Origin of the sequence: Ancylobacter novellus DSM 506 (assembly GCF_000092925.1) — a bacterium.
Taxonomy (GTDB): Bacteria; Pseudomonadota; Alphaproteobacteria; order Rhizobiales; family Xanthobacteraceae; genus Ancylobacter; species Ancylobacter novellus.
On sequence record NC_014217.1, the window covers coordinates 2,193,144 to 2,215,719 of the forward strand.

23 protein-coding genes and 1 riboswitch are annotated in these 22,576 nt (G+C 67.8%); of the genes, 10 read left to right on the forward strand and 13 right to left on the reverse strand.

The window, feature by feature from the left end; genetic code table 11:
- Positions 1-55: 55 nt before the first annotated feature.
- On the reverse strand, positions 56-658 hold the full coding sequence (locus SNOV_RS10450) for an exopolysaccharide biosynthesis protein (protein WP_013166893.1): 603 nt from the start codon (positions 656-658) through the stop codon (positions 56-58).
- A 138-nt stretch (positions 659-796) separates the two neighbouring features.
- Positions 797-1,111, reverse strand: a complete 315-nt coding sequence (locus SNOV_RS10455; RefSeq protein ID WP_013166894.1) for an usg protein — start codon at positions 1,109-1,111, stop codon at positions 797-799.
- A 306-nt stretch (positions 1,112-1,417) separates the two neighbouring features.
- Here SNOV_RS10455 and groES point away from each other — a divergent pair, with 306 nt between their 5' ends.
- From groES to SNOV_RS10470, 3 genes are all read left to right on the forward strand, one after another.
- A complete protein-coding gene (gene groES / locus SNOV_RS10460; RefSeq protein WP_013166895.1) occupies positions 1,418-1,732 on the forward strand; it encodes a co-chaperone GroES in 315 nt (104 codons plus the stop codon).
- Between the two features lie 45 nt (positions 1,733-1,777).
- Positions 1,778-3,415 carry a chaperonin GroEL gene (gene groL, locus SNOV_RS10465; protein WP_013166896.1) on the forward strand — a complete coding sequence of 546 codons (1,638 nt, stop codon included), beginning with the start codon at positions 1,778-1,780 and terminating at the stop codon, positions 3,413-3,415.
- A 226-nt stretch (positions 3,416-3,641) separates the two neighbouring features.
- Positions 3,642-3,953 (forward strand): GIY-YIG nuclease family protein, encoded by a 312-nt coding sequence (locus SNOV_RS10470; RefSeq protein ID WP_013166897.1) that lies wholly within the window; start codon positions 3,642-3,644, stop codon positions 3,951-3,953.
- 202 nt (positions 3,954-4,155) lie between these two features.
- On the opposite strand, the gene SNOV_RS10475 is transcribed toward SNOV_RS10470, so the two are convergent.
- From SNOV_RS10475 to SNOV_RS10490, 4 genes are all read right to left on the reverse strand, one after another.
- On the reverse strand, positions 4,156-4,788 hold the full coding sequence (locus tag SNOV_RS10475; protein WP_041782174.1) for an ABC-type transport auxiliary lipoprotein family protein: 633 nt from the start codon (positions 4,786-4,788) through the stop codon (positions 4,156-4,158).
- A gap of 40 nt (positions 4,789-4,828) precedes the next feature.
- Positions 4,829-5,875 carry an MlaD family protein gene (locus SNOV_RS10480; protein ID WP_013166899.1) on the reverse strand — a complete coding sequence of 349 codons (1,047 nt, stop codon included), beginning with the start codon at positions 5,873-5,875 and terminating at the stop codon, positions 4,829-4,831.
- A gap of 9 nt (positions 5,876-5,884) precedes the next feature.
- Entirely contained in the window at positions 5,885-6,649 is a 765-nt protein-coding gene (locus SNOV_RS10485; protein ID WP_049785816.1) for an ABC transporter ATP-binding protein, read from the reverse strand.
- Positions 6,650-6,741: 92 nt separating this feature from the next.
- Positions 6,742-7,890: an MlaE family ABC transporter permease gene (locus SNOV_RS10490; RefSeq protein ID WP_013166901.1), complete on the reverse strand. Its 1,149-nt coding sequence runs from the start codon at positions 7,888-7,890 to the stop codon at positions 6,742-6,744.
- Between the two features lie 262 nt (positions 7,891-8,152).
- On the opposite strand from SNOV_RS10490, the gene dgcA reads away from it, so the two are divergent.
- A complete protein-coding gene (gene dgcA / locus SNOV_RS10495; protein ID WP_013166902.1) occupies positions 8,153-9,130 on the forward strand; it encodes an N-acetyl-D-Glu racemase DgcA in 978 nt (325 codons plus the stop codon).
- On the opposite strand, the gene SNOV_RS10500 is transcribed toward dgcA, so the two are convergent.
- Together SNOV_RS10500 and thiD are read right to left on the reverse strand one after the other, a co-directional pair.
- Positions 9,100-10,284 carry an MFS transporter gene (locus tag SNOV_RS10500; RefSeq protein ID WP_013166903.1) on the reverse strand — a complete coding sequence of 395 codons (1,185 nt, stop codon included), beginning with the start codon at positions 10,282-10,284 and terminating at the stop codon, positions 9,100-9,102. The genes dgcA and SNOV_RS10500 overlap by 31 nt on opposite strands.
- A gap of 195 nt (positions 10,285-10,479) precedes the next feature.
- Complete coding sequence (gene thiD, locus SNOV_RS10505; protein ID WP_013166904.1) at positions 10,480-11,286, reverse strand: bifunctional hydroxymethylpyrimidine kinase/phosphomethylpyrimidine kinase; 807 nt, start codon at positions 11,284-11,286, stop codon at positions 10,480-10,482.
- A gap of 57 nt (positions 11,287-11,343) precedes the next feature.
- Positions 11,344-11,442: riboswitch (TPP riboswitch) on the reverse strand.
- A gap of 126 nt (positions 11,443-11,568) precedes the next feature.
- On the opposite strand from thiD, the gene SNOV_RS10510 reads away from it, so the two are divergent.
- Positions 11,569-11,805 carry an Lrp/AsnC ligand binding domain-containing protein gene (locus tag SNOV_RS10510; protein ID WP_013166905.1) on the forward strand — a complete coding sequence of 79 codons (237 nt, stop codon included), beginning with the start codon at positions 11,569-11,571 and terminating at the stop codon, positions 11,803-11,805.
- A gap of 188 nt (positions 11,806-11,993) precedes the next feature.
- On the opposite strand, the gene SNOV_RS10515 is transcribed toward SNOV_RS10510, so the two are convergent.
- From SNOV_RS10515 to SNOV_RS10525, 3 genes are all read right to left on the reverse strand, one after another.
- Positions 11,994-12,914, reverse strand: coding sequence for a DMT family transporter (locus tag SNOV_RS10515; RefSeq protein WP_041782176.1), 921 nt, complete (start codon positions 12,912-12,914; stop codon positions 11,994-11,996).
- Between the two features lie 66 nt (positions 12,915-12,980).
- Entirely contained in the window at positions 12,981-13,685 is a 705-nt protein-coding gene (locus SNOV_RS10520; RefSeq protein ID WP_013166907.1) for a cytochrome b/b6 domain-containing protein, read from the reverse strand.
- 1 nt (position 13,686) lies between these two features.
- On the reverse strand, positions 13,687-14,136 hold the full coding sequence (locus tag SNOV_RS10525) for a c-type cytochrome (protein ID WP_013166908.1): 450 nt from the start codon (positions 14,134-14,136) through the stop codon (positions 13,687-13,689).
- 230 nt (positions 14,137-14,366) lie between these two features.
- Here SNOV_RS10525 and SNOV_RS10530 point away from each other — a divergent pair, with 230 nt between their 5' ends.
- From SNOV_RS10530 to SNOV_RS10545, 4 genes are all read left to right on the forward strand, one after another.
- Positions 14,367-15,182: a universal stress protein gene (locus SNOV_RS10530; protein ID WP_013166909.1), complete on the forward strand. Its 816-nt coding sequence runs from the start codon at positions 14,367-14,369 to the stop codon at positions 15,180-15,182.
- Positions 15,183-15,332: 150 nt separating this feature from the next.
- A complete protein-coding gene (locus SNOV_RS10535; RefSeq protein WP_013166910.1) occupies positions 15,333-15,929 on the forward strand; it encodes a LysE family translocator in 597 nt (198 codons plus the stop codon).
- Positions 15,930-16,038: 109 nt separating this feature from the next.
- Positions 16,039-16,848, forward strand: a complete 810-nt coding sequence (locus SNOV_RS10540; protein WP_013166911.1) for a UDP-2,3-diacylglucosamine diphosphatase — start codon at positions 16,039-16,041, stop codon at positions 16,846-16,848.
- Between the two features lies 1 nt (position 16,849).
- The gene (locus tag SNOV_RS10545; protein ID WP_013166912.1) at positions 16,850-17,905 is read left to right on the forward strand and encodes a glycosyltransferase family 4 protein; all 1,056 of its coding nucleotides are present in this window, start codon (positions 16,850-16,852) and stop codon (positions 17,903-17,905) included.
- Positions 17,906-18,076: 171 nt separating this feature from the next.
- On the opposite strand, the gene SNOV_RS10550 is transcribed toward SNOV_RS10545, so the two are convergent.
- A complete protein-coding gene (locus SNOV_RS10550) occupies positions 18,077-19,066 on the reverse strand; it encodes a threonine ammonia-lyase (RefSeq protein ID WP_013166913.1) in 990 nt (329 codons plus the stop codon).
- A gap of 136 nt (positions 19,067-19,202) precedes the next feature.
- Here SNOV_RS10550 and SNOV_RS10555 point away from each other — a divergent pair, with 136 nt between their 5' ends.
- Positions 19,203-19,823: a helix-turn-helix domain-containing protein gene (locus SNOV_RS10555; protein WP_013166914.1), complete on the forward strand. Its 621-nt coding sequence runs from the start codon at positions 19,203-19,205 to the stop codon at positions 19,821-19,823.
- Positions 19,824-20,095: 272 nt separating this feature from the next.
- On the opposite strand, the gene SNOV_RS10560 is transcribed toward SNOV_RS10555, so the two are convergent.
- Positions 20,096-22,309, reverse strand: coding sequence for an esterase-like activity of phytase family protein (locus tag SNOV_RS10560; RefSeq protein ID WP_013166915.1), 2,214 nt, complete (start codon positions 22,307-22,309; stop codon positions 20,096-20,098).
- Positions 22,310-22,576 lie beyond the last annotated feature (267 nt).

The following is a 22,576-nucleotide window of genomic DNA, read 5'->3' on the forward strand; positions in this document are numbered from 1 at the left end:
GTGGCGGACTCTGAGGTGCGAGCGCCCCGGGATGAGGTTCTTCCGGAAGTCTTCGTCAGATGACGGCCAGCGCGCCCTGGAACAGCATCCAGCTCAAAAGGCCCATCACGCCGAGGCTGACCAGCGTGGCGACGACGCCGGCGAAGATGAAGGCGCCGTCGCGCTCCACCAGCCCGAGGCCGAGGATCGCCACGGCGATGCCCGGCGGCAGGTTGCCGAAGATCGGGATCGGCAGCAGCAGAAGAAGGCCGAGCACCACCACCAGCCCGCCCAGCACGAAGCGCGCCGAGGGCGAGGAGAAATAGTGCAGGCGGGGGCGCGAATAGCTCTCGAAGCGGCGGATCCACTTCAGCGAACCGTTGACGATGCGCTCCAGCAGCGCGCGCGAGATGGTGCGGTTGGCGAGCCAACGCGGCAGCCACAGTTCGTCGCGCCCCACCACCATCTGCCCGCCGACGAGGCAGAGCAATATGCCGCAGATCACCGGCAGGCCGGGCGGCATGGGCAGGCAGTTCGGCAGGCCGAGCAGCAGGATCGACAGGCCGAAGGCGCGGTTGCGCAGCGCGTGCACCACCTCGCCGACGCCGATGCGCTCGGCCGAATGGGCGGTCACGATGGCGGAGAGCAACTCCGACGTGCGCGGCGAGCGGTGATCCACGGGCCTGACCAGGTGCCTTCATCTCGACTTGGGACGCCGGGTCGGCACCCATTTCGCCGCCCTCATAGCACGTCGAAGGCGGCAAGGTGAGGGCAGTGCGGTCAAATGGCCGGTGGAAGCGGCAAGGCGCGGCGCTTCTCAGTTCAGGCTGAAAACCCCGTCGACGCTGCGCAACTCGGCCGGCCCGATCAGCCGCGCATGCGCCACCGTCACCGAGTGCAGCGGGCCTTCCAGCTCCCGTTTCCAGAAGTCGAGGAAGCGGTTGAGCTCGGGAAAATGCGGGCAGAGATCGTAATGCTGCCAGAGATAGGTTTGCAGGATCGCCGGGTGGTCCGGCATGCGGTAGAGGATGCGGGCCGTGGTCAGCCCGTAGCCGGCGAGCTGCCGGCGGAAATCCTCCGACACCGTCGTCGCCGGCCCCACGCCCTTAGACGATACCCCATGAACTCCCATGCGGAACCTCCTGTCGCGATGAGTCGAATTGTGCGGTCGGACAATCCGCGCGACAAGGCCAAAGTTTCATTTTCGCGTGCAAAATCAATGCACTGGCAGCATATACGACGGAGTGCTGACAGGCCTGTGTGACAAGCGCTGGCACTCACTAACCGCGACTGCTAATTTTTTGCCGCCGCGCCCTTGCGCGCCTTTGCGCCGCCGCCTAGATGTCCCCGCGGCAGCGTAGCGGGTGCGATGGCCTTCACGGCGTCGTCCCGGCGCTTGCCGGATCAAACGATCGTCCAGGATTTGTGGAGAGAACCGATGAAGTTCCGTCCCCTGCATGACCGGGTTGTGGTCAAGCGCATCGACGCGGAGGAGAAGTCCGCGGGCGGCATCATCATCCCCGACAGCGCCAAGGAAAAGCCCTCGCAGGGCGAAGTCGTCGCCGTCGGCCCCGGCGCGCGCGACGAGGCCGGCAAGCTGGTCCCGCTCGACGTCAAGGCCGGTGACCGCGTGCTGTTCGGCAAGTGGTCGGGCACCGAGGTCAAGATCGACGGCACCGACTACCTCATCATGAAGGAAGCCGACATCCTCGGCGTGCTGGAAGCCACCACCTCGGCCAAGAAGGCCGCGTGAGGCAGCTTCCAAGGCTGCTCGCAACGCTTCACCGGAGAAAATCACATGTCTGCCAAAGAAGTTAAGTTTTCGGGCGACGCGCGCGAGAAGATGCTGCGCGGCGTCGACATCCTCGCCAACGCGGTGAAGGTGACCCTCGGTCCGAAGGGCCGCAACGTCGTCATCGAGAAGAGCTTCGGCGCTCCCCGCATCACCAAGGACGGCGTCACCGTCGCCAAGGAGATCGAGCTCGAGGACAAGTTCGAGAACATGGGCGCCCAGATGGTGCGCGAAGTGGCCTCGAAGACCAATGACCTCGCCGGCGACGGCACCACCACCGCTACCGTGCTCGCCCAGGCGATCGTGCGCGAGGGCGCCAAGTCGGTCGCGGCCGGCATGAACCCGATGGACCTGAAGCGCGGCGTCGACCTCGCCGTCGAGGCCATCGTCGCCGACCTCAAGAAGAACGCCCGCAAGGTCACCTCCAACGAGGAGATCGCCCAGGTCGGCACCATCTCCGCCAATGGCGACGCCGATGTCGGCAAGTTCCTCGCCGAGGCGATGCAGAAGGTCGGCAATGAGGGCGTGATCACGGTCGAGGAAGCCAAGACCGCCGAGACCGAGCTCGACGTGGTCGAGGGCATGCAGTTCGACCGCGGCTACCTCTCCCCCTACTTCATCACCAACGCCGAGAAGATGCGCGTGGAGTTCGAGGACCCCTACATCCTCATCCACGAGAAGAAGCTCTCCGGCCTGCAGGAGCTGCTGCCGGTCCTCGAGTCCGTCGTGCAGACCTCCAAGCCGCTCCTCATCATCGCCGAGGACGTCGAGGGCGAGGCCCTGGCCACGCTCGTCGTCAACAAGCTGCGCGGCGGCCTCAAGGTCGCGGCCGTCAAGGCTCCGGGCTTCGGTGATCGCCGCAAGGCCATGCTGCAGGACATCGCCATCCTGACCGGCGGCACCGCCATCTCCGACGATCTCGGCATCAAGCTCGACTCGGTGACCCTCGCCATGCTCGGCCGCGCCAAGAAGGTGGTGATCGAGAAGGAGAACACCACCATCGTCGACGGTGCCGGCTCCAAGAAGGACATCAACGACCGCGTTTCGCAGATCAAGGCGCAGATCGAGGAGACCACCTCGGACTACGACCGCGAGAAGCTGCAGGAGCGTCTGGCCAAGCTCGCGGGCGGCGTTGCCGTCATCCGCGTCGGCGGCGCGACCGAGATCGAAGTCAAGGAGAAGAAGGACCGCGTGGACGACGCGCTGCACGCCACCCGCGCGGCGGTCGAGGAAGGCATCCTGCCGGGCGGCGGCGTCGCCCTGCTGCGCGCCACCAAGGTGCTCGAGAACATCGCCACCGCCAATCCCGACCAGAAGACCGGCGTCGACATCGTCCGCAAGGCGATCCAGGCCCCGGCGCGCCAGATCGCCAGCAATGCCGGCGAGGACGGCTCGCTGATCGTCGGCCGCATCCTTGAGAAGAACACCTACGCCTACGGCTTCAACGCGCAGTCGGGCGAGTATGTGGACATGTTCAAGGCGGGCGTGATCGATCCGGCGAAGGTGCTGCGCTCCTCGCTGCAGAACGCGGCCTCGGTCGCCTCGCTGCTCATCACCACCGAGGCGATGATCGCCGAGCTGCCGAAGAAGGGCGCCGCGGCCCCCGCCATGCCGGGCGGCGGCATGGGCGGCATGGACTTCTGATCGAAGTCCAACCGCTTCTCAATACGGAAGGGCGCGGCGAAAGCCGCGCCCTTTTTCTTTTGGGGCTCTAAACCGGCCATCCTTCGAGGCTCGCTGCGCTCGCACCTCAGGATGACGGCGTACGGGATGGGAGCGCAGAGACCCTGTTGCCCATGATCCCCAGCAACGTCATCCTGAGGTGCCCGGCCACAGCCGGGCCTCGAAGGATGCTCATCCGGGAGCGATCATGGGCGCTTTCGTCTACATGCTCCGCTGTGACGATGGCTCCTACTACGTCGGTTCGGCCACCGGCCAGACGCTCGATAAGCGCATCGCCGAGCATCAGAGCGGAGCGTTTCCCGGCTACACCTTCAAGCGCCGTCCGGTGACGCTCGTTTGGTCCGACTATTTCGAGCGCGTCACGGACGCTATCGCGGCCGAACAGCAGTTGAAGGGATGGAGCCGCGCCAAGAAGGAAGCTTTGGCACGCGGCGAATGGAGCGCGGTGAGTTCTCACGCGCGCCGCCCCTCGGCGCGGCGGAAGATGGCGAAGGAATGAACTCCTAGGAGACCGTCATCCAGACCCTCCGCACCGTCATCCTGAGGTGCGAGCGCAGCGAGCCTCGAAGGATGGCACCGTGCACCCGGACGAGCATCCTTCGAGGCTTGGCTTTCGCCGGGCACCTCAGGATGACGTTGCTTCGTGGAAGTGATCGAGGCGAGCCCAGCTCGTATCTCACTTCAAAAACCCGCGCTAAGCCTCAGAAACGACTCGAGGCCCAGCGCACGATCTCGATGAACACCTGGTCCGAGGCGGCGTCCAGCGCCTGGGTGGCCTGCGGGCCGCTGGTCGAGGCGGCGGGGGCGCTCGCCTTGAACACCTGCGCCGCGGCGATGCGGCCCGAGGTGGCGCCGACGATCTTCGCGGAGACCTCGACCACCGCCACTGGTCCGCCGTCGGAGGTCTGCAGGCCGAAGCTGCGCAGGTCGGTCAGCAGCGTGTAGTCGGCGGTGAGCCCGTCGCCGGCGCGCCCCACCGAGCGGGCGCGGTTGCCGTTCTCGAAGGATTCGATCAGCCGCGCCTGGAACAGCGCCGGCAGCCGGTCGCTCCACTGCGCGCCGCTGAGATAGGTGATCTGGCCGGGCGCCGGCTCTACCACGATGCGCTCGGTGTCGAGCACCGCCAGCGCCGTCGGCGGGCCGACGACCAGCAGCCCCGTCCCGCGCCGCGGCGCGTTGAAGTCGCTCGGCGCGGTCAGGTCGAAGGTCGGCACGGACTTGTCGCCGCCAGCGAGGATGGCGCCGCAGCCGCCCAGCGTCAGGGCGACAGCGAGGGTGCCCGCGCAGCCGGCCAGCCTGCGGCCGAGCCCGCGACCTCTCTTCCCGAATTCCACGCGAACGCCCCTGCCCCCGAAACTTTCCCGGATCCCCATCCTAGCGTCCACTGTAATTGGGAATATTCGACCCGCCAAAGAGGAACTGGCGCGGGTTACGCTCGAATTTTCGGAACACGCGGTCGATCTCCGCCAGCGTCTTGCGTCCATCGGCGGCCAGTGCCTCGTACTGGCGCAGGCCCGGGCCGGTGAACTGGTTCAGGTTGGTGGAAAGCTCGGCCGTGCGCTTGTCGAGATTGACCGCCAGCTTGCGGATCTCGGTCGCCGCGCTGCTGATCTCGTTGAACATGCCCTTGCCTTCCTCGCTCGTGGTCATGGAGTTCACGTTGTCGAGGATGGTGTTGAACTTCATCGCCATGCCGTCGAGCTGCTGGGTGAAGCGGTTCACGTCGTCGATCGTGTCGCCGACCTTGTTCGGGTCGAAGGAGGTAACGACCTTGTCGAGGTTGTTGGCGAGCGTGCTGATGCGGTCCGCCGCGCCGCCGACCTGCCTGAGGAAGGCATCGATGTTCTGGGCGTTGTCGCCCAGCGCCTTGCTGAACTTGTCGACGTTGTCGATCACCGAGGCGATCTTGGAATCGTTGGCGCGCAGCAGGTCGTCGATGCGGGTGGCGATGTCGTCGACCCGCCCCAGCACCTCGCGCGCCGAGCGCATCAGGTCCTGCACCGCGGAAGTGTTGGCGTCGATCCGCGGCAGCTCGCCCTCCGGCGGGGGCGGCAGCGGCGCCGCGTCGGTCGAGCCACCGACAAGGCCGACGGAGGACAGCCCGGTCAGCAGCGTCGAATCGAGATTGGCGCGGGTGTCGGACTTCACCGGCGTGTTCGGCTGCACCGCGATGGTGGCGACGACCTTGCGCGGGTCCTGCGCGTCGAGCCTGAGCCCCGTCACCTCGCCGACCGGGATGCCGTTGAACGTGACCGCCGAGCCGGTCTGCAGCCCGCTCACCACGCCGCTGAACACGACGTCGTAGGAGGTGCGCGGCCCGCGATTGTTCAATCCGGTGAACCACCAGACGAAGAAGAAGCCGGCGGCGACCACGGCGAGGGTGAACAGGCCGATGATGGTGTAGTTGGCGCGTGTTTCCATGTCCTGGCCTCAGCGCCCCCCGTCCTGCACGAAGCCGGCCGCGCGCGCGCGCTTGCCGTGGAAATAGGCGGAAACCCACGGATGATCCGACGCCAGCATGGTCTCGATAGGCCCGACTGCGATTACCTTGCCTTCGGCGAGTGCCGCGATGCGATCGCAGACGGTATGAAGGCTGTCCAGATCGTGGGTTACCATGAATACGGTGAGCCCCAAAGTCTGCTGCAGGGTGGCGATGAGGTCGTCGAATTCGCCCGCGCCGATGGGGTCGAGACCCGATGTCGGCTCGTCGAGGAACAGGATTTCCGGGTCGAGCGAGAGCGCGCGTGCGAGCGCCACGCGCTTGATCATGCCGCCGGAAAGTTCGGACGGCGCCTTCTCCGCCGTGTCCGCCGGCAGGCCGACCATCTCCAGCTTGGCGACGACGAGTTCGTCCATCAGCCGCGGCGACAGGTCGAGATATTCGCGCATGGGGAACTGGATGTTCTGCCGCACGGTCAGCGAGGAGAACAGCGCCCCCTGCTGGAACAGCACGCCCCAGCGCTGCTCCAGCAGCCGCCGCTCGCCATAGCTCAGCGTGTCCAGGTCCTCGCCGAACACCTCGACCGTGCCCGAGCGCTTCGGCACCAGCCCGAGGATGGTGCGGGTGAGCACCGACTTGCCGCCGCCCGAGGCGCCGACGAAGCCTAGGATCTCGCCGCGCATCACGTCGAGCGACAGGCCCTTGAGCACGACGCGCTCGCCGAAGCCGACGACGAGGTCGCGCACGCGGATGATCGGCTCGCCCGGCGCCACGATGTGGGGCGTGCCCGGCGTCGCCGCCGTGCCGTCATGCTGTGCGGGATCGGTCTGAGGATGCACCGGGCGCCTCACATGTCGATCGCGGCGAAGAACATGGCGAACAGGCCGTCCACCACGATGACGAGGAAGATCGCCTTCACCACCGCGGCGGTGGTGTGGGCACCGAGCGATTCGGCGCTGCCGCCGACCCGCATGCCTTCCATGCAGGCGATGAGGCCGACGATGGCGGCCATGAACGGCGCCTTGATCATGCCGACCTCGAAGGTGTTCAGCGCGATCGCTTCCTGCAGCCGGTTGAGGAAGATCTCCGGCGAGATGCCGCCATAGAGCCAGGCCACCAGCCCGCCGCCGAACAGCGCGCACATGTTGCCGATGAAGGTGAGCAGCGGCACGGCGATGATCAGCGCGACGAGGCGCGGCAGCACCAGCACCTCGTTCGGGTCGAAGCCCATGACGCGCAGCGCGTCGACTTCCTCGCGCATGCGCATCGAGCCGAGCTCGGCGGTGAAGGCGCTGCCCGAGCGGCCGGCGACCATGATCGAGACGATGAGCACGCCGAGCTCGCGCAGGGTGAGGATGCCCACCATGTCGACGACATAGGTGGTCGCGCCGAACTTGCGGAAATGGAAAATGCCCTGCTGGGCGATGATGCAGCCGATGAGGAAGGTGATCAGCGCGATGATCGGCACCGCGCGCAGCCCGGTGCGCTCCAGGTGATAGACCATCGAGGTGCCGCGGAAGGTCTGCGGACGCACGATCACCCGCAGCAGCGCGGCGACCACCGCGCCGATGAAGGAAAGGAACACCAGGCTGTCGCGGCCGGTGTTGACCACCGTCTGGCCGACGAGCTGGATGCCGCCGATCACCGCGTTGACGTGGTGCCGGCGCGGCGGCACGTCGTGGCTGCCCTTGACGATCTCGTCGAGCAGCGGGCGGAAGCGGCGCTCCAGCCCGACGATCTGGAAGCGCACCCCGGCAACCTCGAGCGCGCGGAGCAGCCGGTCGACCATCACCGCGCCGACCGTGTCGAAGCCGCGCACGCCGGAAAGGTCGAGCCGGGCGGTCTCCACCGCGCCGACCTTCAGCTCGGCGAGCGCCGTGTCGACGCCGCCTTCCAGCGCCCGGCCCTGCCCCGCGACCCAGCGGCCATTGCCCACGAAAACGAGTTCGCGGCCATGCCGGGCGGTGGCCAGAAGCGGTGCCTCAGCGGCTCCCAAGAGCGGCTCTCCTGATGGGCTGAGACGCGCGCCGGACGATCCTCGCCCGGCATGCGCCATTCGCCAGATTCCCCATGAGTTTCTTAGCCGTAGGCCCGGAGGCCGTCGAGGCGTCGGCTGTCATATTCGATTTCATCTTGGAAATAGGACACTTAATCGCCACGACTGTGCCTTTCGAGCGACGCCATCGCCTTGCTGCGGCGCATTATGCTCATCGGACGGCCACTGATTCGTGACCGACGCCCCTGCTCATGTCGGTGCCATGGCCCAGCTTGTCGTCACGCCTGAACGCTTTCCCATCCGCGGCAGCTTCACCATCGCCCGCGGCTCGAAGAGCGAGGCTGCCGTGGTCCTTGTGGAGCTGCACGAGGACGGCCTCGTCGGCCGCGGCGAATGCGTGCCCTATGCGCGCTACGGTGAGAGCGTGGAGGATGTCGCCGCGGCGCTGACCGCCCTCGCCGCCCCGGTCGCCGCCGGCATGGGGCGCGAGAAGCTGTCCTCGCTCCTGCCGCCCGGCGCCGCACGCAACGCCATCGACTGCGCCTTCTGGGACCTCGAGGCGAAACGCACGGGCACGCCGGCCTATGAGCTCGCCGGCCTGCCGGCGCCGCAGCCCGCCATCACCGCCTTCACCATCAGCCTCGACACGCCGGAAGCCATGGCCGAGGCGGCCCGCGCCTCCGGTCACGAACTGCTCAAGCTGAAGCTCGGCACGGACGGCGATCCCGAACGCATCGCCGCGGTGCGGGCGGCGACGCCGGGCACGCGCCTCATCGTCGATGCCAATGAGGGCTGGACGGCCGCGAACCTCGCTTCGAACCTCGCCGCCTGCGCCGATGCCGGCATCGAATTGGTCGAGCAGCCGCTGCCGGCGGCCGAGGACGCGCTTCTCGCCTACACCGCGCGGCCGGTGCCGGTCTGCGCCGACGAGAGCGCGCACGGGCTCGACAGCCTGCCGCAGCTCGTCGGCCGCTACGACGCGCTCAACATCAAGCTCGACAAGACCGGCGGCCTGACCGAGGCGCTGGCGCTCGCCCGCGCCGCCCGCGCCGCCGGGCTCGACATCATGGTCGGCTGCATGGTGGCGACCTCGCTGGCCATGGCGCCGGCCATGCTGCTCGCCCCCCTTGCCCGCTTCGTCGACCTCGACGGCCCGCTTCTGCTGGCGCGGGACCGCGAGCCCTCGCTGCGCTACGAGGGCAGCGTGGTCTATCCGCCCGAGCCGGCGCTCTGGGGCTGAGCCGTCCGCATCAGCCCGGCGACCACGGCGAGCACGGCGCCGCCGGCGGCGAGCAGCGCCGAGGCGAGGAAGGAAAGCGCGCCGAAAGCCTCCCACAGCGGCCCGGCCGCAAGCGTCGCCGCCGTCATAGCGATGGCGGTCGCCCAGGCGGCCATCGCCTGCACGCTCGCCCCACGCCCGGCCGGCGCATGGCGGGCGACGAGTTCCACCGTGCCGAGATAGGTGCAGCCGAAGGTCGCCGCATGCAGCGGCTGCAAGGCGAGGAGCAGCAGCGGCGGCGGGCCGAGCGCCATGATGCCGAAGCGCACGACGCCGGCGAGGCCGCCGAGCAGCAGCAGCTTCTCCGCCCCGAGCCGCCGCGTCACCCGCGTGCCGGAATGGAACAGCACCACCTCGGCAATCACCCCGAGCGCCCAGAGCAGGCCGATCGTCGTGTCCGACAGCCCTTCCCCGTGCCAGTGGATCGAGGCGAAGGTGTAGAGCACCGCATGCGAGGCCTGGATCAGCGCCGCCGCGCCGATGCCGACCAGCAGGACCGGGGCCAGGCCGACGAGACCCCGGCCGGCCGCCTCCTTCTGCGCCCGCTGAGCCGGCTTCGCTTCGTCGAGCAGCAGTGCGGCTGCGGCAGCACCAACGCTGCCGGCGACGATGAGCCAGATCACCGTGTCGTGCGGCAGGGCGGCAACGAGCGTCCCGCCGAGCAGCAGGCCGGCCAGCAGGTTGCCGCCGATGAAGGACAGCGAGCCCCACAGCCGCACCCGTCCATAGTCGAGCACGCCCTCCGCCCGCCGCGCGACCGCATAGGCGTCGAGCACCGGCAGGCTCGGCTGCCAGAAGCTGGCCGCGAGCCCCAGCCCGACCAGGATCAGCACGGCGTTGGGCGCGAGAGCGATGCCGGCGAAGCACAGCGCCGTCATCAGCGCGTAGAAGACGAGCGTCGCGCGCGGCCGCCCGCTGCGGTCGGCGAGGATGCCGCCGAGCGGCGTGGTGAACAGGCGTACCGACATCGGCAGCGCCAGCGCGAAGGCGATCAGCGCCGGGTCGAAGCCGCGCCCGGCGAGCCAGACCGGAAAGAACGGCATGTAGACGCCGATGCCGAAGAACAGCCCGGCATAGACGGCGGCGATGGCGTGGCGCGGGGCGAGGACGGGCAAAGGAATCTCGCCTTGAGGACTCGCGGATGATCGCGGCCTCGATAGCAGCCGGCAGCCGGCCTTGCGAGCACGGATTGCGCCGGTCCTGTCACCGGTGGCGTTGCCACCATCGCGCCGATGCCACCAATGGTCGCCAAATGCCACCGGTGGCGTCGCAAATGTCACCATTTTCGCCACTGGTGACAGATGGTGGCGTCACCACCAGGCGTGGAAGTGGTGCACCGGGCCGTGGCCGTGGCCGATCTCCAGCTCCTCCGAGCGGGCGAGCGCGCGGGTGAGGTAGTCTTTCGCCGCCTCGACCGCCGGCCGCAGCGCCATCCCCCTGGCGAGGCCGGCGGCGATGGCGGAGGAGAGCGTGCAGCCGGTGCCGTGGGTGTTGCGGGTGACGACGCGCGGCGCACTGAGCTCCAGGAAACCATCCTCGTCGAGCAGCACGTCGATGCTGTCCGGCCCCTCGCCGTGCCCGCCCTTGATCAGCACCGCGCGCGGCCCCAGGACGAGGAGGCGCTCGGCCTGCCGGCGCACCGCCTCGATATCCTGCGCCGACTGCTCGTCCAGCAGCGCCGCCGCCTCGGGCAGGTTCGGGGTGATGAGGAACGCGCGGGGAAGCAGCAGCGAACGCAGCGATTCCACCGCTTCCGGCACCAGCAGCCGGTCGCCGGAGGCCGCGATCATCACCGGATCGAGCACGGCGGTCGCCGGGCCGTGGCTGTCGAGCCCCTTCGCCACGGCCTCGATGGCTTCGGGCCGCGAGAGCATGCCGATCTTCACCGCGTCCACCGCGAGATCGGAGAACACGGCGTCGATCTGCGCGGTGATGAAGGCCGGCGGCACGTCGTGGATGCCGGTGACGCCCAGAGTGTTCTGGGCGGTGAGCGCGGTGATCACGCTGGCGCCGTAGACGCCCAGCGCCGAGAAGGTCTTGAGGTCCGCCTGGATGCCGGCGCCGCCGCCCGAATCCGAGCCCGCGATCGTGACCGCGATAGGTGTGGAACCGCCCATGACTACGCCTCCTCGCCGGCTTCGGATGGAGGCGTCGCCGGCGCGGAGACCCGCCGCGGGCGTGCGCGATCCGTTTCCTCCGCCGGCATGACCCGGATCAGGTTCGTGGGTTGGCTCACCGCCTCTCAGCCCATAAGGGCACCCCAACGCGATCGTTTCCGCGAGATAGGCGAAGCCGCCTGCGCTTGCAAGCGCAACGCGCGAGGCGCGGTCGAAGGGGTTGCGCGCGCCTGCGGCTTCTGATCCTTATCGGCCTCCCGACAAGCAGCCGGAACGCCCGAGATGGTCCCCTTCTTCATGCAGATCAAATGTCACCTCGGCCGCTCCTACGAGGTGGCGAACGCCATCGCCGACGCCGAGATCGCCTCGGAGATCTACTCCACCGCCGGCGAATTCGACCTGCTGGTGAAGTTCTACGTGCCGGATGACGCCGACATCGGCCATTTCGTCAACGAGAAGGTGCAGCTCTTCCCGGGCATCCAGGACACGCGCACCATCATCACCTTCAAGGCCTTCTGAAGTTTCAGAGTCTGACTCGTAAACGCGACCGGGGTGCTTGGAGGCTCGTCATGGCCGGGCTTGGCCCGGCCATCCACGACTTCGGTTCGTCTCGGCGCCCGGCAAGTCGTGGATCCCCGGGCCAAGCCCGGGGATGACGGTCCAAGGGCGGCACCCGCCGCCCCGCAGCGCGACTACGAGGCAGGCTCTCAAGCTTCCGGCGCTCCCGGCGGCGGGGCCGGTATGTCCTCGCGCCGCGCGCCGGGGCGGCGCTCGCGCCAGATCACATACATGCCGGCGCCGATGACCACGCCGGCGCCGACGACTACCAGCACCGGCGGCACCTCGGCGAACAGCACGAAGCCGAGCAGCAGCGACCACAGCATCGCCGAATAGGCGAAGGGCGCGACCACCGAGGCCGGCGCATAGCGGTAGCTCTCGGTAAGCAATATCTGCCCGACACCGCCGAGCAGGCCGATGGTCAGCAGCAGCACCGCGTCCCAGAACCCCGGAATCACCCAGCCCCAGCCCGCCGTGGCGAGGCCCGCCACCGCGCCCAGCGCCTGGAAATAGAACACGATGGCCGGCGTCGTCTCGGTCTCGGTCAGGCGCCGCACCTGGATCATCGCGCCCGCCGTGAAGCCGGCGGCAAACAGCGCCAGGACCGCGCCGAGCACATGGTCGGTGGTGTCGAACTCGCCGGACATGTGCGGCCAGAGCATCAGCACCACGCCGCACAGGCCGACCGACACCGCCGCCCAGCGATAGGTCTGCACATGCTCGCGCAGCACCAGCGCCGCCAGAACCACGGTCAGCAGCGGCGCGGTGAAGCTGATGGCCGTCGCGTCCGCCAGCGGGATCAGCGCCAGGGCGGAGAAGCCGAGACTCATCGAAGTGACGCCGATGGTACCGCGCAGGATATGCCCGAACGGATGGGCGGTACGCACCGCGGCGCTGATCTCGTTGCGCCAGGCCAGCATCGCCAGCAGCGGGAACAGCGCGAAGAACGAGCGCGAGAACACCACTTCGCCGGTCGGAATCCGTTCCGAGACGATACGCACCAGCGCCTGCATGATGGTGAAGAGGAACGTCGCGCCGATCTGCAGCGCGATGCCCTTGAGCGCATTCATGATGGCGCCTTGGAGCACGAGTCTTGACCGGCTCGCAAGCGCAAAACGCTGGTATTTCAGGCTTTTTCAGGGAAAGGGATCGCCCCCGGCGAGCGCGATGCCGCCGAACACCACTACGATGGCGACGACGAGGCAGGCGAGCGCCCACGCGACCGAGCCCGGCGTCGCCGGCACGGGGTCGGCATAGGTGCCGGCCCGCTTGCGGCCGCTGACCATGGCGCGGATCAGATTGTCCCGCCCGAACAGCGAATAGACGAAGTTCACTAGGACATGCAGGCCGAGCAGCGCCAGCAGATACACATAGATCCGCTGGTGCCAGGCCGAGGCGGCCGCGATGGTCTCGTCGCTCGCCACCGGCGTCATCGGCCCGTAGACGATGATGTCGTCGGAGGCGAACAGCCCGGTGAGCGCTTGCGTCCCCACCAGCGCCAGCAAGGCCAGCGTCGCCCAGCCGCCGAGCGGGCTATGGCCGAGGAAGTGCTGCGGCCGGCCGCGCAGCAGGCTCGTCACATAGGAGACGGCGGCGCCCGGCCCACGCAGGAAGTCGGCAAAGCGCGCGGTCGAGCCGCCGACGAAGCCCCACAGCAGGCGGAACACCAGCACCACGAGGATGGCGAGGCCATTCCACTGGTGCCAAACGAGGCCGACATCGCCGAAATACTTGCTGGCGAAGGCGAGCCCGACCAGCGTGGCGAGCAGCCATTTGGCGATGCGGGTCGGCAGGTCCCACGCCAGCACGACCGCCGGCGCGGGAGAATCGATCGCGCTCACCTCAGTTCTTCTTCAGCCGGTAGGTGTCGTGGCAGGCGCCGCAATTGCGCACTACCGCCGGGAAATTCGCCTTGAAGCTCGCCTCGTCGGTGATGGCCGCGCGGGCGGCGGCGGCATCCGCACCGAGCTTGGCGAAGCGCGCGTCGAAATCGGCCTTGTTCTGCCAGATCGTCGCCAGCGCCTCGGTGTCCGGGCCCGGGCCGGAACCCTCGGGGAACAGGGTCGGCAGCAGCTTAGCGTTCTTGATGTAGGTGTCGAGCGCCGTCTGCACGGTGGCGAGGTCGAAGGGCGTCCCCCCGCGCAGCATGCCGCCAACCGGGCGGGTCGCCGTGCCGAACTCCTTCAGGAGGGTCTGACGTTCCTTGACGACATCGGACTGGGCGACGACGGCGGTAGCCGCGACAGCGGCGAACGAGGCGGCGGCGACAGCGACCGCCAGGCGACGAAACATGAAATACTCCCCTCATGACGTGCTGCGACGCAACACGCCCGCCACCTTATTGGCGCTCCAAACAATGACAACCGCCCGGCACCTTCGTTCGCGCGCTCGTGAAGCGCGGCGGCGAGCGCGGCATAAAAAATACCTACTGGCTCTTGCGGATCGTGGTTTTCCGAATTTCCATCGGCGCGGTCTGACCTTAGGTTAGATTCAACAAATGTCGCCACCGGAGAGAAGCGCCTATGTCCATCCGCACCGTCCTGCTGCATGCCGCGCCCGATTCGGGTTTCAACGACCGCCTCGCCTTCGCGGTGGCGCTCGCCCGCCAGTCCGGCGCCGCGATCAAAGGGTTGTACACGCTCTATCCCGCCGGCGTGCCGCGGGTCGGCCGTGCTTTGTCGATCTACGTCAACGAGTTGGTGCGTGAGGCCAAAGAAAAGGAAGGCGGCCTGAAGGCTCAGTTCGAGCAGGCGACCGCCGCCGCCGGGCTCGCAGCCAGCTGGGAGACGATCGAGGGCGAGGTTGCTTCCTCGCTGCGCGAGGCCGTGGCCTTCGCCGACATCACCGTCGTCAGCGAGACCCCCTACGGCACGGTCGACGACCAGCTCGCCGCCACCCTGCCCGAGCATCTGGCGATGGCCTGCAACGGCCCGGTGGCCGTGGTGCCGACCGGCAAGCCGGTGCCGGCGCGAATCGGCAAGGTACTCATCGCCTGGAAGCCCTCGCGTGAGGCTGGCCATGCCGTGCGCTTCGCCCTGCCGGTCCTCGCCGCCGCGGACGAGGTCGAGGTGTTCACCGTCGAGGAAGGCGACACCACCACCGCCGATTCCGGCGCCAAGCTCGCCGCCTGGCTCGCCACCCACGGCGTCAACGCCAAGCACCGCCACGTCGCCGAGGGCAATGCCGGCCACGCCATCACCAACGAGGTGCAGAAATTCGGCGCCGACCTGCTGGTGATGGGCGCCTATAGCCGCTCGCGCTTCGCCGAGATGGTGCTCGGCGGCGTCACCGCCTCGCTGCTGGTAGATCCGCCGGTGGCGCTGCTCATCGCCCACTGAGCGATACCCTTATCGCCGCTTGCGGGATGCCGTCGGCCTGGAAACGGGCCGGCGGCATTGTTGTTTGGCGGTTTCGGGTTGCGCGGCGCAAAGCGGCGGCCTAGCTGTGTCGGGCACGTGTCAGCATGACTGACATATCTGGAGTGCCCGGTGTCCAACCAGCTGCTGCCGCTGTTCCTGTTCGCGCTCGCCGGCGCGATCACGCCGGGCCCCAACAACATGATCTCCGCGGGCTCGGGCGCCGCCTTCGGCTTCCGCCGCACCCTGCCGCAGATCTGGGGCGTGACGTTCGGCTTCTTCGTCATGCTGATGGCGATCGGCATGGGGCTGGGGACGCTGTTCATGGCGATCCCCTATATGCACGTCACGCTGAAGGTCGTCGGCTCGGCCTATCTGCTCTTCCTCGCCTGGAAGATCGCCAATGCCGACGGGCCGGGCGGCGGCACCGCCGTCGAGCAGCCGATGACGGTGCTGCAATCGGCATTGTTCCAGTGGGTGAATCCCAAGGGTTGGGCCTTCGCGCTCAGCCTTATCCCGGCCTTCACCACGGTCGGCGGCGAGCATCTCTTCGCCGAGGTTCTGCTGCTCGGCCTCGTCACCGGGCTGGTGACCTTCCCCTCGCTGTGCCTGTGGGCCGGCTTCGGAGTGTTGCTCGCACGCTTCATGTCGTCGCCACGACAGCGACGCATGGTCAACTATGCGATGGCGGCACTGGTGGCGGGCAGCGTCTTGATGCTATTTGTGTGAACGCTGCGATGCAGCATCCGTCATAAAAGCGTGATGCGAGTCGGGCTTATGTGCCTGCATGAATCGAACGCTGAACCCATTCGAGGGCTTGACCGAGGAGGCTTCCGAGGTGAGCGACGCGCCCGAGGGCCATCGTTACCGCAGCCTGTTCCTGTCCGATGTTCATCTCGGCACCAAGGGCTGCCAGGCGGATCTCCTGCTCGATTTCCTCCGCTATCACGAGGCCGACACCATTTATCTCGTCGGCGACATCGTCGACGGCTGGCGCCTGCGGGCCGGCTGGTACTGGCCGCAATCGCATAACGACGTGGTGCAGAAGCTGCTGCGCAAGGGCCGCAAGGGCGCGCGCATCGTCTACCTGCCCGGCAATCACGACGAGTTCCTGCGCGACTATTACGGCAATCACTTCGGCGGCATCGAGGTGATGGAGACGGCGATCCACGAGGCCGCCGACGGCAAGCGTTACCTCGTCATCCACGGCGACGTGTTCGACGTCGTGGTGCGCCACGCCAAATGGCTCGCCTTCCTCGGCGACGGCGCCTACACCGCCGCGCTCGGCATCAACACCTATCTCAATTGGGGCCGGCGCAAGATTGGCTTCCCCTACTGGTCGCTGAGCCAGTGGGCCAAGCTGAAGGTGAAGAACGCGGTCAACTTCATCGGCCGCTTCGAGGAGGCCGTGGCCACCGAGGCCCGGCGCCACAAGGTGGACGGCGTGATCTGCGGCCATATCCACCACGCCACCATCCATGGCAGTTTCGGCGTCGAGTATCTCAATTGCGGCGATTGGGTCGAGAGCTGCACGGCGATCGTCGAGCACGAGGACGGCCGCTTCGAACTGATAGACTGGGCCCGTACCGCCCGCGCGCGGGTGAAGGAACCGCTCCTGCTCGAACAACGGCCGAAGGTCGCCGCCTGACATGCGCATACTGATCGCGACGGACGCCTGGCTGCCGCAGGTGAACGGCGTCGTGCGCTCGTTGCAGAGTACCGTCGCCGAAGCGGAGAAGCTCGGCGCCCGTATCGATCTGCTGACGCCGGCCGATTTCCGCACCGTGCCGATGCCGACCTATCCGGAGATCCGCCTCGCCCTCGCCACCCCTTCGCGGGTTGCGAAGCGCATGGACCAGATCGGCGCGCATTTCGTGCACATCGCCACCGAGGGGCCGATCGGCCTGATGGCGCGCCGCGTCTGCCTCAACCGCGGCCACAGCTTCTCGACCAGCTACCACACCCGCTTCCCGGAATATCTGTCGGCCCGCGCGCCGGTTCCCGAGCGGCTGTCCTATGCGTGGCTGCGCCGCTTCCACAATGCCGGCGCCGGCGTGATGGTGTCGACGGCGACGCTGGAGACGGAGCTGCGCGCCCGCGGCTTCCGCAACATCATGCGCTGGTCGCGCGGGGTGGATGCCGAGCTTTTCCGCCCGCGTCCCACCGAGGAGCTCGACGCCTTCGTCGCCGGGCTGCCGCGCCCGATCTTGCTGTCGGTCGGCCGCGTCGCGGTGGAGAAGAACATCTCCGCCTTCCTCGACCTCGACCTGCCCGGCAGCAAGGTGGTCGTGGGCGAAGGCCCGGCCCGTGCGGAGCTGGAAGCCAAGCATCCCGAGGTGCATTTCCTCGGCCTGAAGGAAGGCGAGGCGCTCGCCCGCATCTATGCGGCGGCCGATGTCTTCGTCTTCCCGAGCCTCACCGACACTTTCGGCATCGTGCTGCTGGAAGCGCTGGCGAGCGGCGTACCGGTCGCCGCCTTCCCCGTCACCGGGCCGCTGGACGTGCTCGGCGAGGCCCCGGCCGACGCGCCGGTCGGCGTGCTGAGCAACGATCTACGCGAGGCTTCCCTCGCCGCGCTTGCCATCGACCGGAAGCGCGCCCGCGACTTCGCGCTGCGCTTCTCCTGGCGTGCCTGCACCGAGCAGTTCCTGCACAACATCGACGCGGCGGTGGCGCTGAGCCTCGCGACTGCGGCCGCGAGCTGATCGGCAGAACCTATCCGTATCCGCAATCTTCGGCCGGAAGCGCTTGGAACTGTGTCATGGCCGGGCTTGGCCCGGCCATCCACGTCTTCGGTTCAACTTGGCGTCCGGCAAGTCGTGGATCCCCGGGCCAAGCCCGGGATGACGGTCAGAGGACGGTAGAAAGCGACGTCATTACGCCGCCGCGAGGCAGCGGGCGAACAGTTCGCCGTCGACATTGCCGCCGGACAGCACGATGGCGGCGACCTTGCCCTTGAGGTCGAGCTTGCCGGCCAGCACGGCCGCGAGCGCTACCGCCCCGCCCGGCTCCACCACGATCTTCAGTTCCTCGAAGGCGAAGGCGACGGCGCGCGCCACCTCCTCGTCAGTGGCGGAGACGCCCTCGCCAACGATGCGCGAGGAAATCTCGAAGGTGAGCCGTCCCGGCGTCGCCGCCAGCAGCGCGTCGCAGATCGAGCCGGTGGCGCGCTCATTGCGCTCGCGCCCGCCGGAGCGGAAGGAGCGCGCATGGTCGTCGAAACCGGCCGGCTCGGCCGTCATCACCCGCGCCTCGGGGAAAGAGTGCTTCACCGCCAGCGCGATGCCGGAGACGAGCCCGCCGCCGGAGGCGTTGGCGACCACCACATCGGGAGCGAGGCCACGCGCGGAAAAATCCTCGGCGATCTCCAGCCCGACCGTGCCCTGCCCGGCGATGATGTAGAAGTCGTCATAGGGCGGCACGAAGACGGCGCCGCGCTCGGCGGCGATGCTGCCGGCGATGGCGTCGCGGTCGTCATGCTCGCGGTCGTACTGCACCACCTCGCCGCCGAAGGCGATGGTGCGGTTGCGCTTCATCGCCGGCGCGTCCTTCGGCATGACGATCACCGAGCGCATGCCCATCAGCGTCGCCGCCGCCGCCACGCCCTGCGCGTGGTTGCCTGACGAGCACGCCACCACGCCGCCGGCGCGCTGGTCCTCGGGAATGCGGGAGATGCGGTTATAGGCGCCGCGGAACTTGAACGAGCCGGTGCGCTGCAGCGGCTCGGGCTTGAGGAAGATGCGCCCGCCGGTGATCTCGTCCAGCCTCTGGTTGGAGATCAGCGGGGTGCGCACGGCGACGCCGGCGAGCCGCTCGGCCGCCGATTGCACGTCGTCGATGGTGGGAAGGGCGTTGCTCTGCATCATGGCGCGAGCTTAGTCGCGACATCGCGGCCGCGCATCTGAATTTGAGATGCAACTTTGCAGCACCCGCGCGCCGCGCTTGCGTCGCCATGGCCCGCCAACCTAAATGGATGATGCACAACGGCAAACAGGAGCGGGCATGTCGGGCCGCACGCGCAGTCTCGATCGGGGCGACATGGACGCCGGCGCACAGGCCATCACCGGCCAGCTCGGACGCACCATCCAGCGGCTGCGTAAGGCTTACAACCTCTCGCTTTCCGAGCTGTCGGAGCAGTCCGGCGTCGCCAAGTCGATCATCAGCCAGATCGAGCGCAACGAGACCAACCCGACGCTCGCCACGGTCTGGCGCCTGTCGCAGGCGCTCGACGTCTCCATCGACCGCTTCATGGCGGCGACCGACGACGAGCCCTTTGTCGAGCACCTCACCCGTGCCGACACGCCGATCCTGCTCTCCGAGGACGGCAAGTGCCGCCTGACCATCACCGGCTGGATCAAGACGGTGGAATGGCTGCAATGGTTCGACTTCGTCGCCGAGCCGGGCGGGGAACTGGTCTCCGACGGCCACCAGCGCGGCTCGGTGGAGTGCCTCTCGGTGCTGTCGGGCGAATTGCAGGTCGAATGCGGCGATGTCTTCGAGACCGCCCGCGCCGGCGAGACGCTGCGCTACCGCTGCGACCGCCGCCACGTCATCCGCAATCTCGGTTCCGAGCCGGCGCACGCCACCATGGTGTGCCTGCTCAAGGCCGCCGTTCTCGACTGAGCCGACGCCCCTCTCCTTCCCTCATCCCCGGGCTTGACCCGGGGACCCAGACTGCCCATGCGCGGGCCGGCCCCTGGGTGGCCGGGTCAAGCCCGGCCATGAGGGTGAGCGAGGGCGCCCGTTCCGTAGTCATTCCCATCCGAACAACGTCATGCCCGGGCTTGACCCGGGCATCCACGTCTTGGCCGATAAAGGAAGGCGTGGCTCCCCGGCTCAAAGCCGGGGATGACGGTCGATCTTGTGTATCGCCCGCCTTCTCGCCAACCCTCGGCTCAGTCGAGCTTGCCGAGCGAGATGAACTGCGTCTCGCCGGAGGAGTCGTCGACGCCGTCATTGTCGGTGACGATGAAGGCGTTGCCGGCCGCGTCGATGGCGAAGCTCTCGACCTTGTCGAGCACGTAGCCGTGCGGCGCCTTCAGCAGCGGCAGCAGGTCCTTGACCTCGGTCTTGGCCAATACTGGCGGCTGCACCTCGCTGCCGAGCGTCGCCGGGGTCATGCCCTTGAGCGAGACATAGGCGAGCTTCTTCAGCTTGGCTTCCGGCCCGATCAGGCTGTCGCGCTCGATGACGATGAAGCCGTCCTTGTAAGGGGTGATCTCGGACAGGCCGACCCAGCCCTTCTCCGTCTTGTCGAGCGGGTAGCGCACATAGCCCCAGCTCTTGTCGGACGGCTTGTAGGCGAGGATCTTGGCGAAGCCCTTCGGGTCGTCCTTCCATTCGCGCTGCACGGCGATCCACACGGTCTCATCGGCGCCAGAGCCGGTCACCGCGACTCCCTCGAAGCCGAAGCGGGTCGCCTGGGCCGCGAGCGCTTCCGGCAGCGCGATCTCCTGCGCGATGGAGCCGTCGGCGTTCACCTGCAGCAGCAGGTTCTGCGTCGCGTTCTCCTTCTTCTCGACGGCGCCTTCCGACACCGCCCAGAAGCCGCCCTCGGGCCGCACCGCGATGCCCTCGAGGTCGAGGCCCGTGGCCGGCTTGCCGTCCTTGGTGAGCACGGTCGCGGCGGTGATCTTGGCCGGGGTGGCGGTGGCGTCGACGGTCAGGATGCGGCCCTGGCTGTAGGCGCTGTCGGTCACCGCATAGAGCTTGCCCGCCTCCTTGGGATCGGCGGCAAAGCCCGAGAGCGCCGACCACCAGATCGGCAGGCCGTCCGGACCGTTCGCCGACTCGATGGTCGGATAGGCCGGCTTGGCGCCGGGCTGGCGCTGGTAGATGGTGACAATACCGCCGATGCCGCCATCCTCGCGCAGGTCGGTTTCCGCTGCAGTGACAAAGAGATCGCGGCCGGGGATGGCGATCAGCCCCTCCGGCCCGATGCCACCCGGCAGCACCTGCAGGAACTCGGGAGCCTCGCTGCCACCCTTGTCGCGGTAGACGAAGACGATCGAGCCGCGCTCGGAAGCGACGAAGATCAGGCGATCATTGCCGAAGGTCGCGACTTCCGCGCCCTCCATCTCGATGCCCTTCTTGTTGCGCTTGTCGGGATAATGGCCGAGGCGCACGGCGATGTGCTCCGGCGCCGGGCCGGATTCGAACAGCGCCTTGCCGGTCTTGTCGAAGATGGTGAAGCCGCGCGAGCCGCCCTTCCAGTCGCCTTCATTGGCGGTGACGAAGCGGTTGTCGTCGATCCACTGCACGGTATCGGGCTCGCGCGGAACCGCCTTCATCGAGCCGGACAGGTCGATGACGCGGTCCTTCTTGGTGTCGATGTGGTCGAGGTCGACGGTGCCGGCCGGGAAGTTCGCCGTCACCTTGCCGGTGGGCAGGTCGATGATGACGATGTGGTTGTTCTCCTGCAGCGTGACGACCGCTTCGTTGCGGGAGTTGATGTCGAGATATTCCGGCTCCGGGTCGGTCGGCGCCACGGCGGCGAGGCCGGTCAGGTCGACCACCTTCTTGGAATCGTCGACGACGCGGCCATTCTTCACCTCGAAATAGGTGAAGTTGCCGGGCGGCATCTGCGGGATGACGCCGTCATTCACGTCCTCGTCGCGCTCATTCTCGATGGCGACGCCGAGATAGCTGCCGTCCGGGCTCTTGGCGATCGAATCGGGCTGCCCGCCGAGGTCGACCTTGTCCTCGACCTTCTTCGAGGCGAGGTCGACCACCGCCAGGTGGCCCGACGGCTTGGACTTCTTCTCGGAGGTGACGACGCCGACATAGGCCTTGCCACCGATCACCACGGTGGTGGTCGGCTCGCCGTCGAGGGCGACGGTGCCCGCGGGCTTGGGCGCGGCCGGATCGGTGATGTCGATGAAGCCGATGCGCTTGCCGGGGCTGTCGCTGTAGATCAGCGTCTTGCCGTCCTCGGTGAAGGTGATGATCTCCGACACCGTCTCCTTGGCCGGATCGGCGCCGGCCGGCAGGTTGTCAATCACGTTAAAGGTGGCAATGCGGTTGAATGCGGAATTCGTCGTCTGAGCCGAGGCGGTGACGGCAAGGCCGAGAACGGCCGCCGACACGCCGGCGAGAAGAATTTTGCGCATGGAATTGATCCCCGTCAGAGGGCGGGTCAAACGCCCGCCCTGACGCCGTTCAATTCCCTGCGAATGACAGCCGGATGACGAAATCACCGCGGAACGGCGCGAATTCGGCGCAACGTTCGACTTTGGTAGGAGCCGTTTTACCGTAAAGCCGAGAATTTGGGCTTGCACTTGCCGTTTGGGCATCGTCTCCTTGCGATATCGGGACAAGGCGCACCAAGCGCCGCCCGGCGGGCACGCGCCCGCACAGGAAACGCCACAGGAGGAACC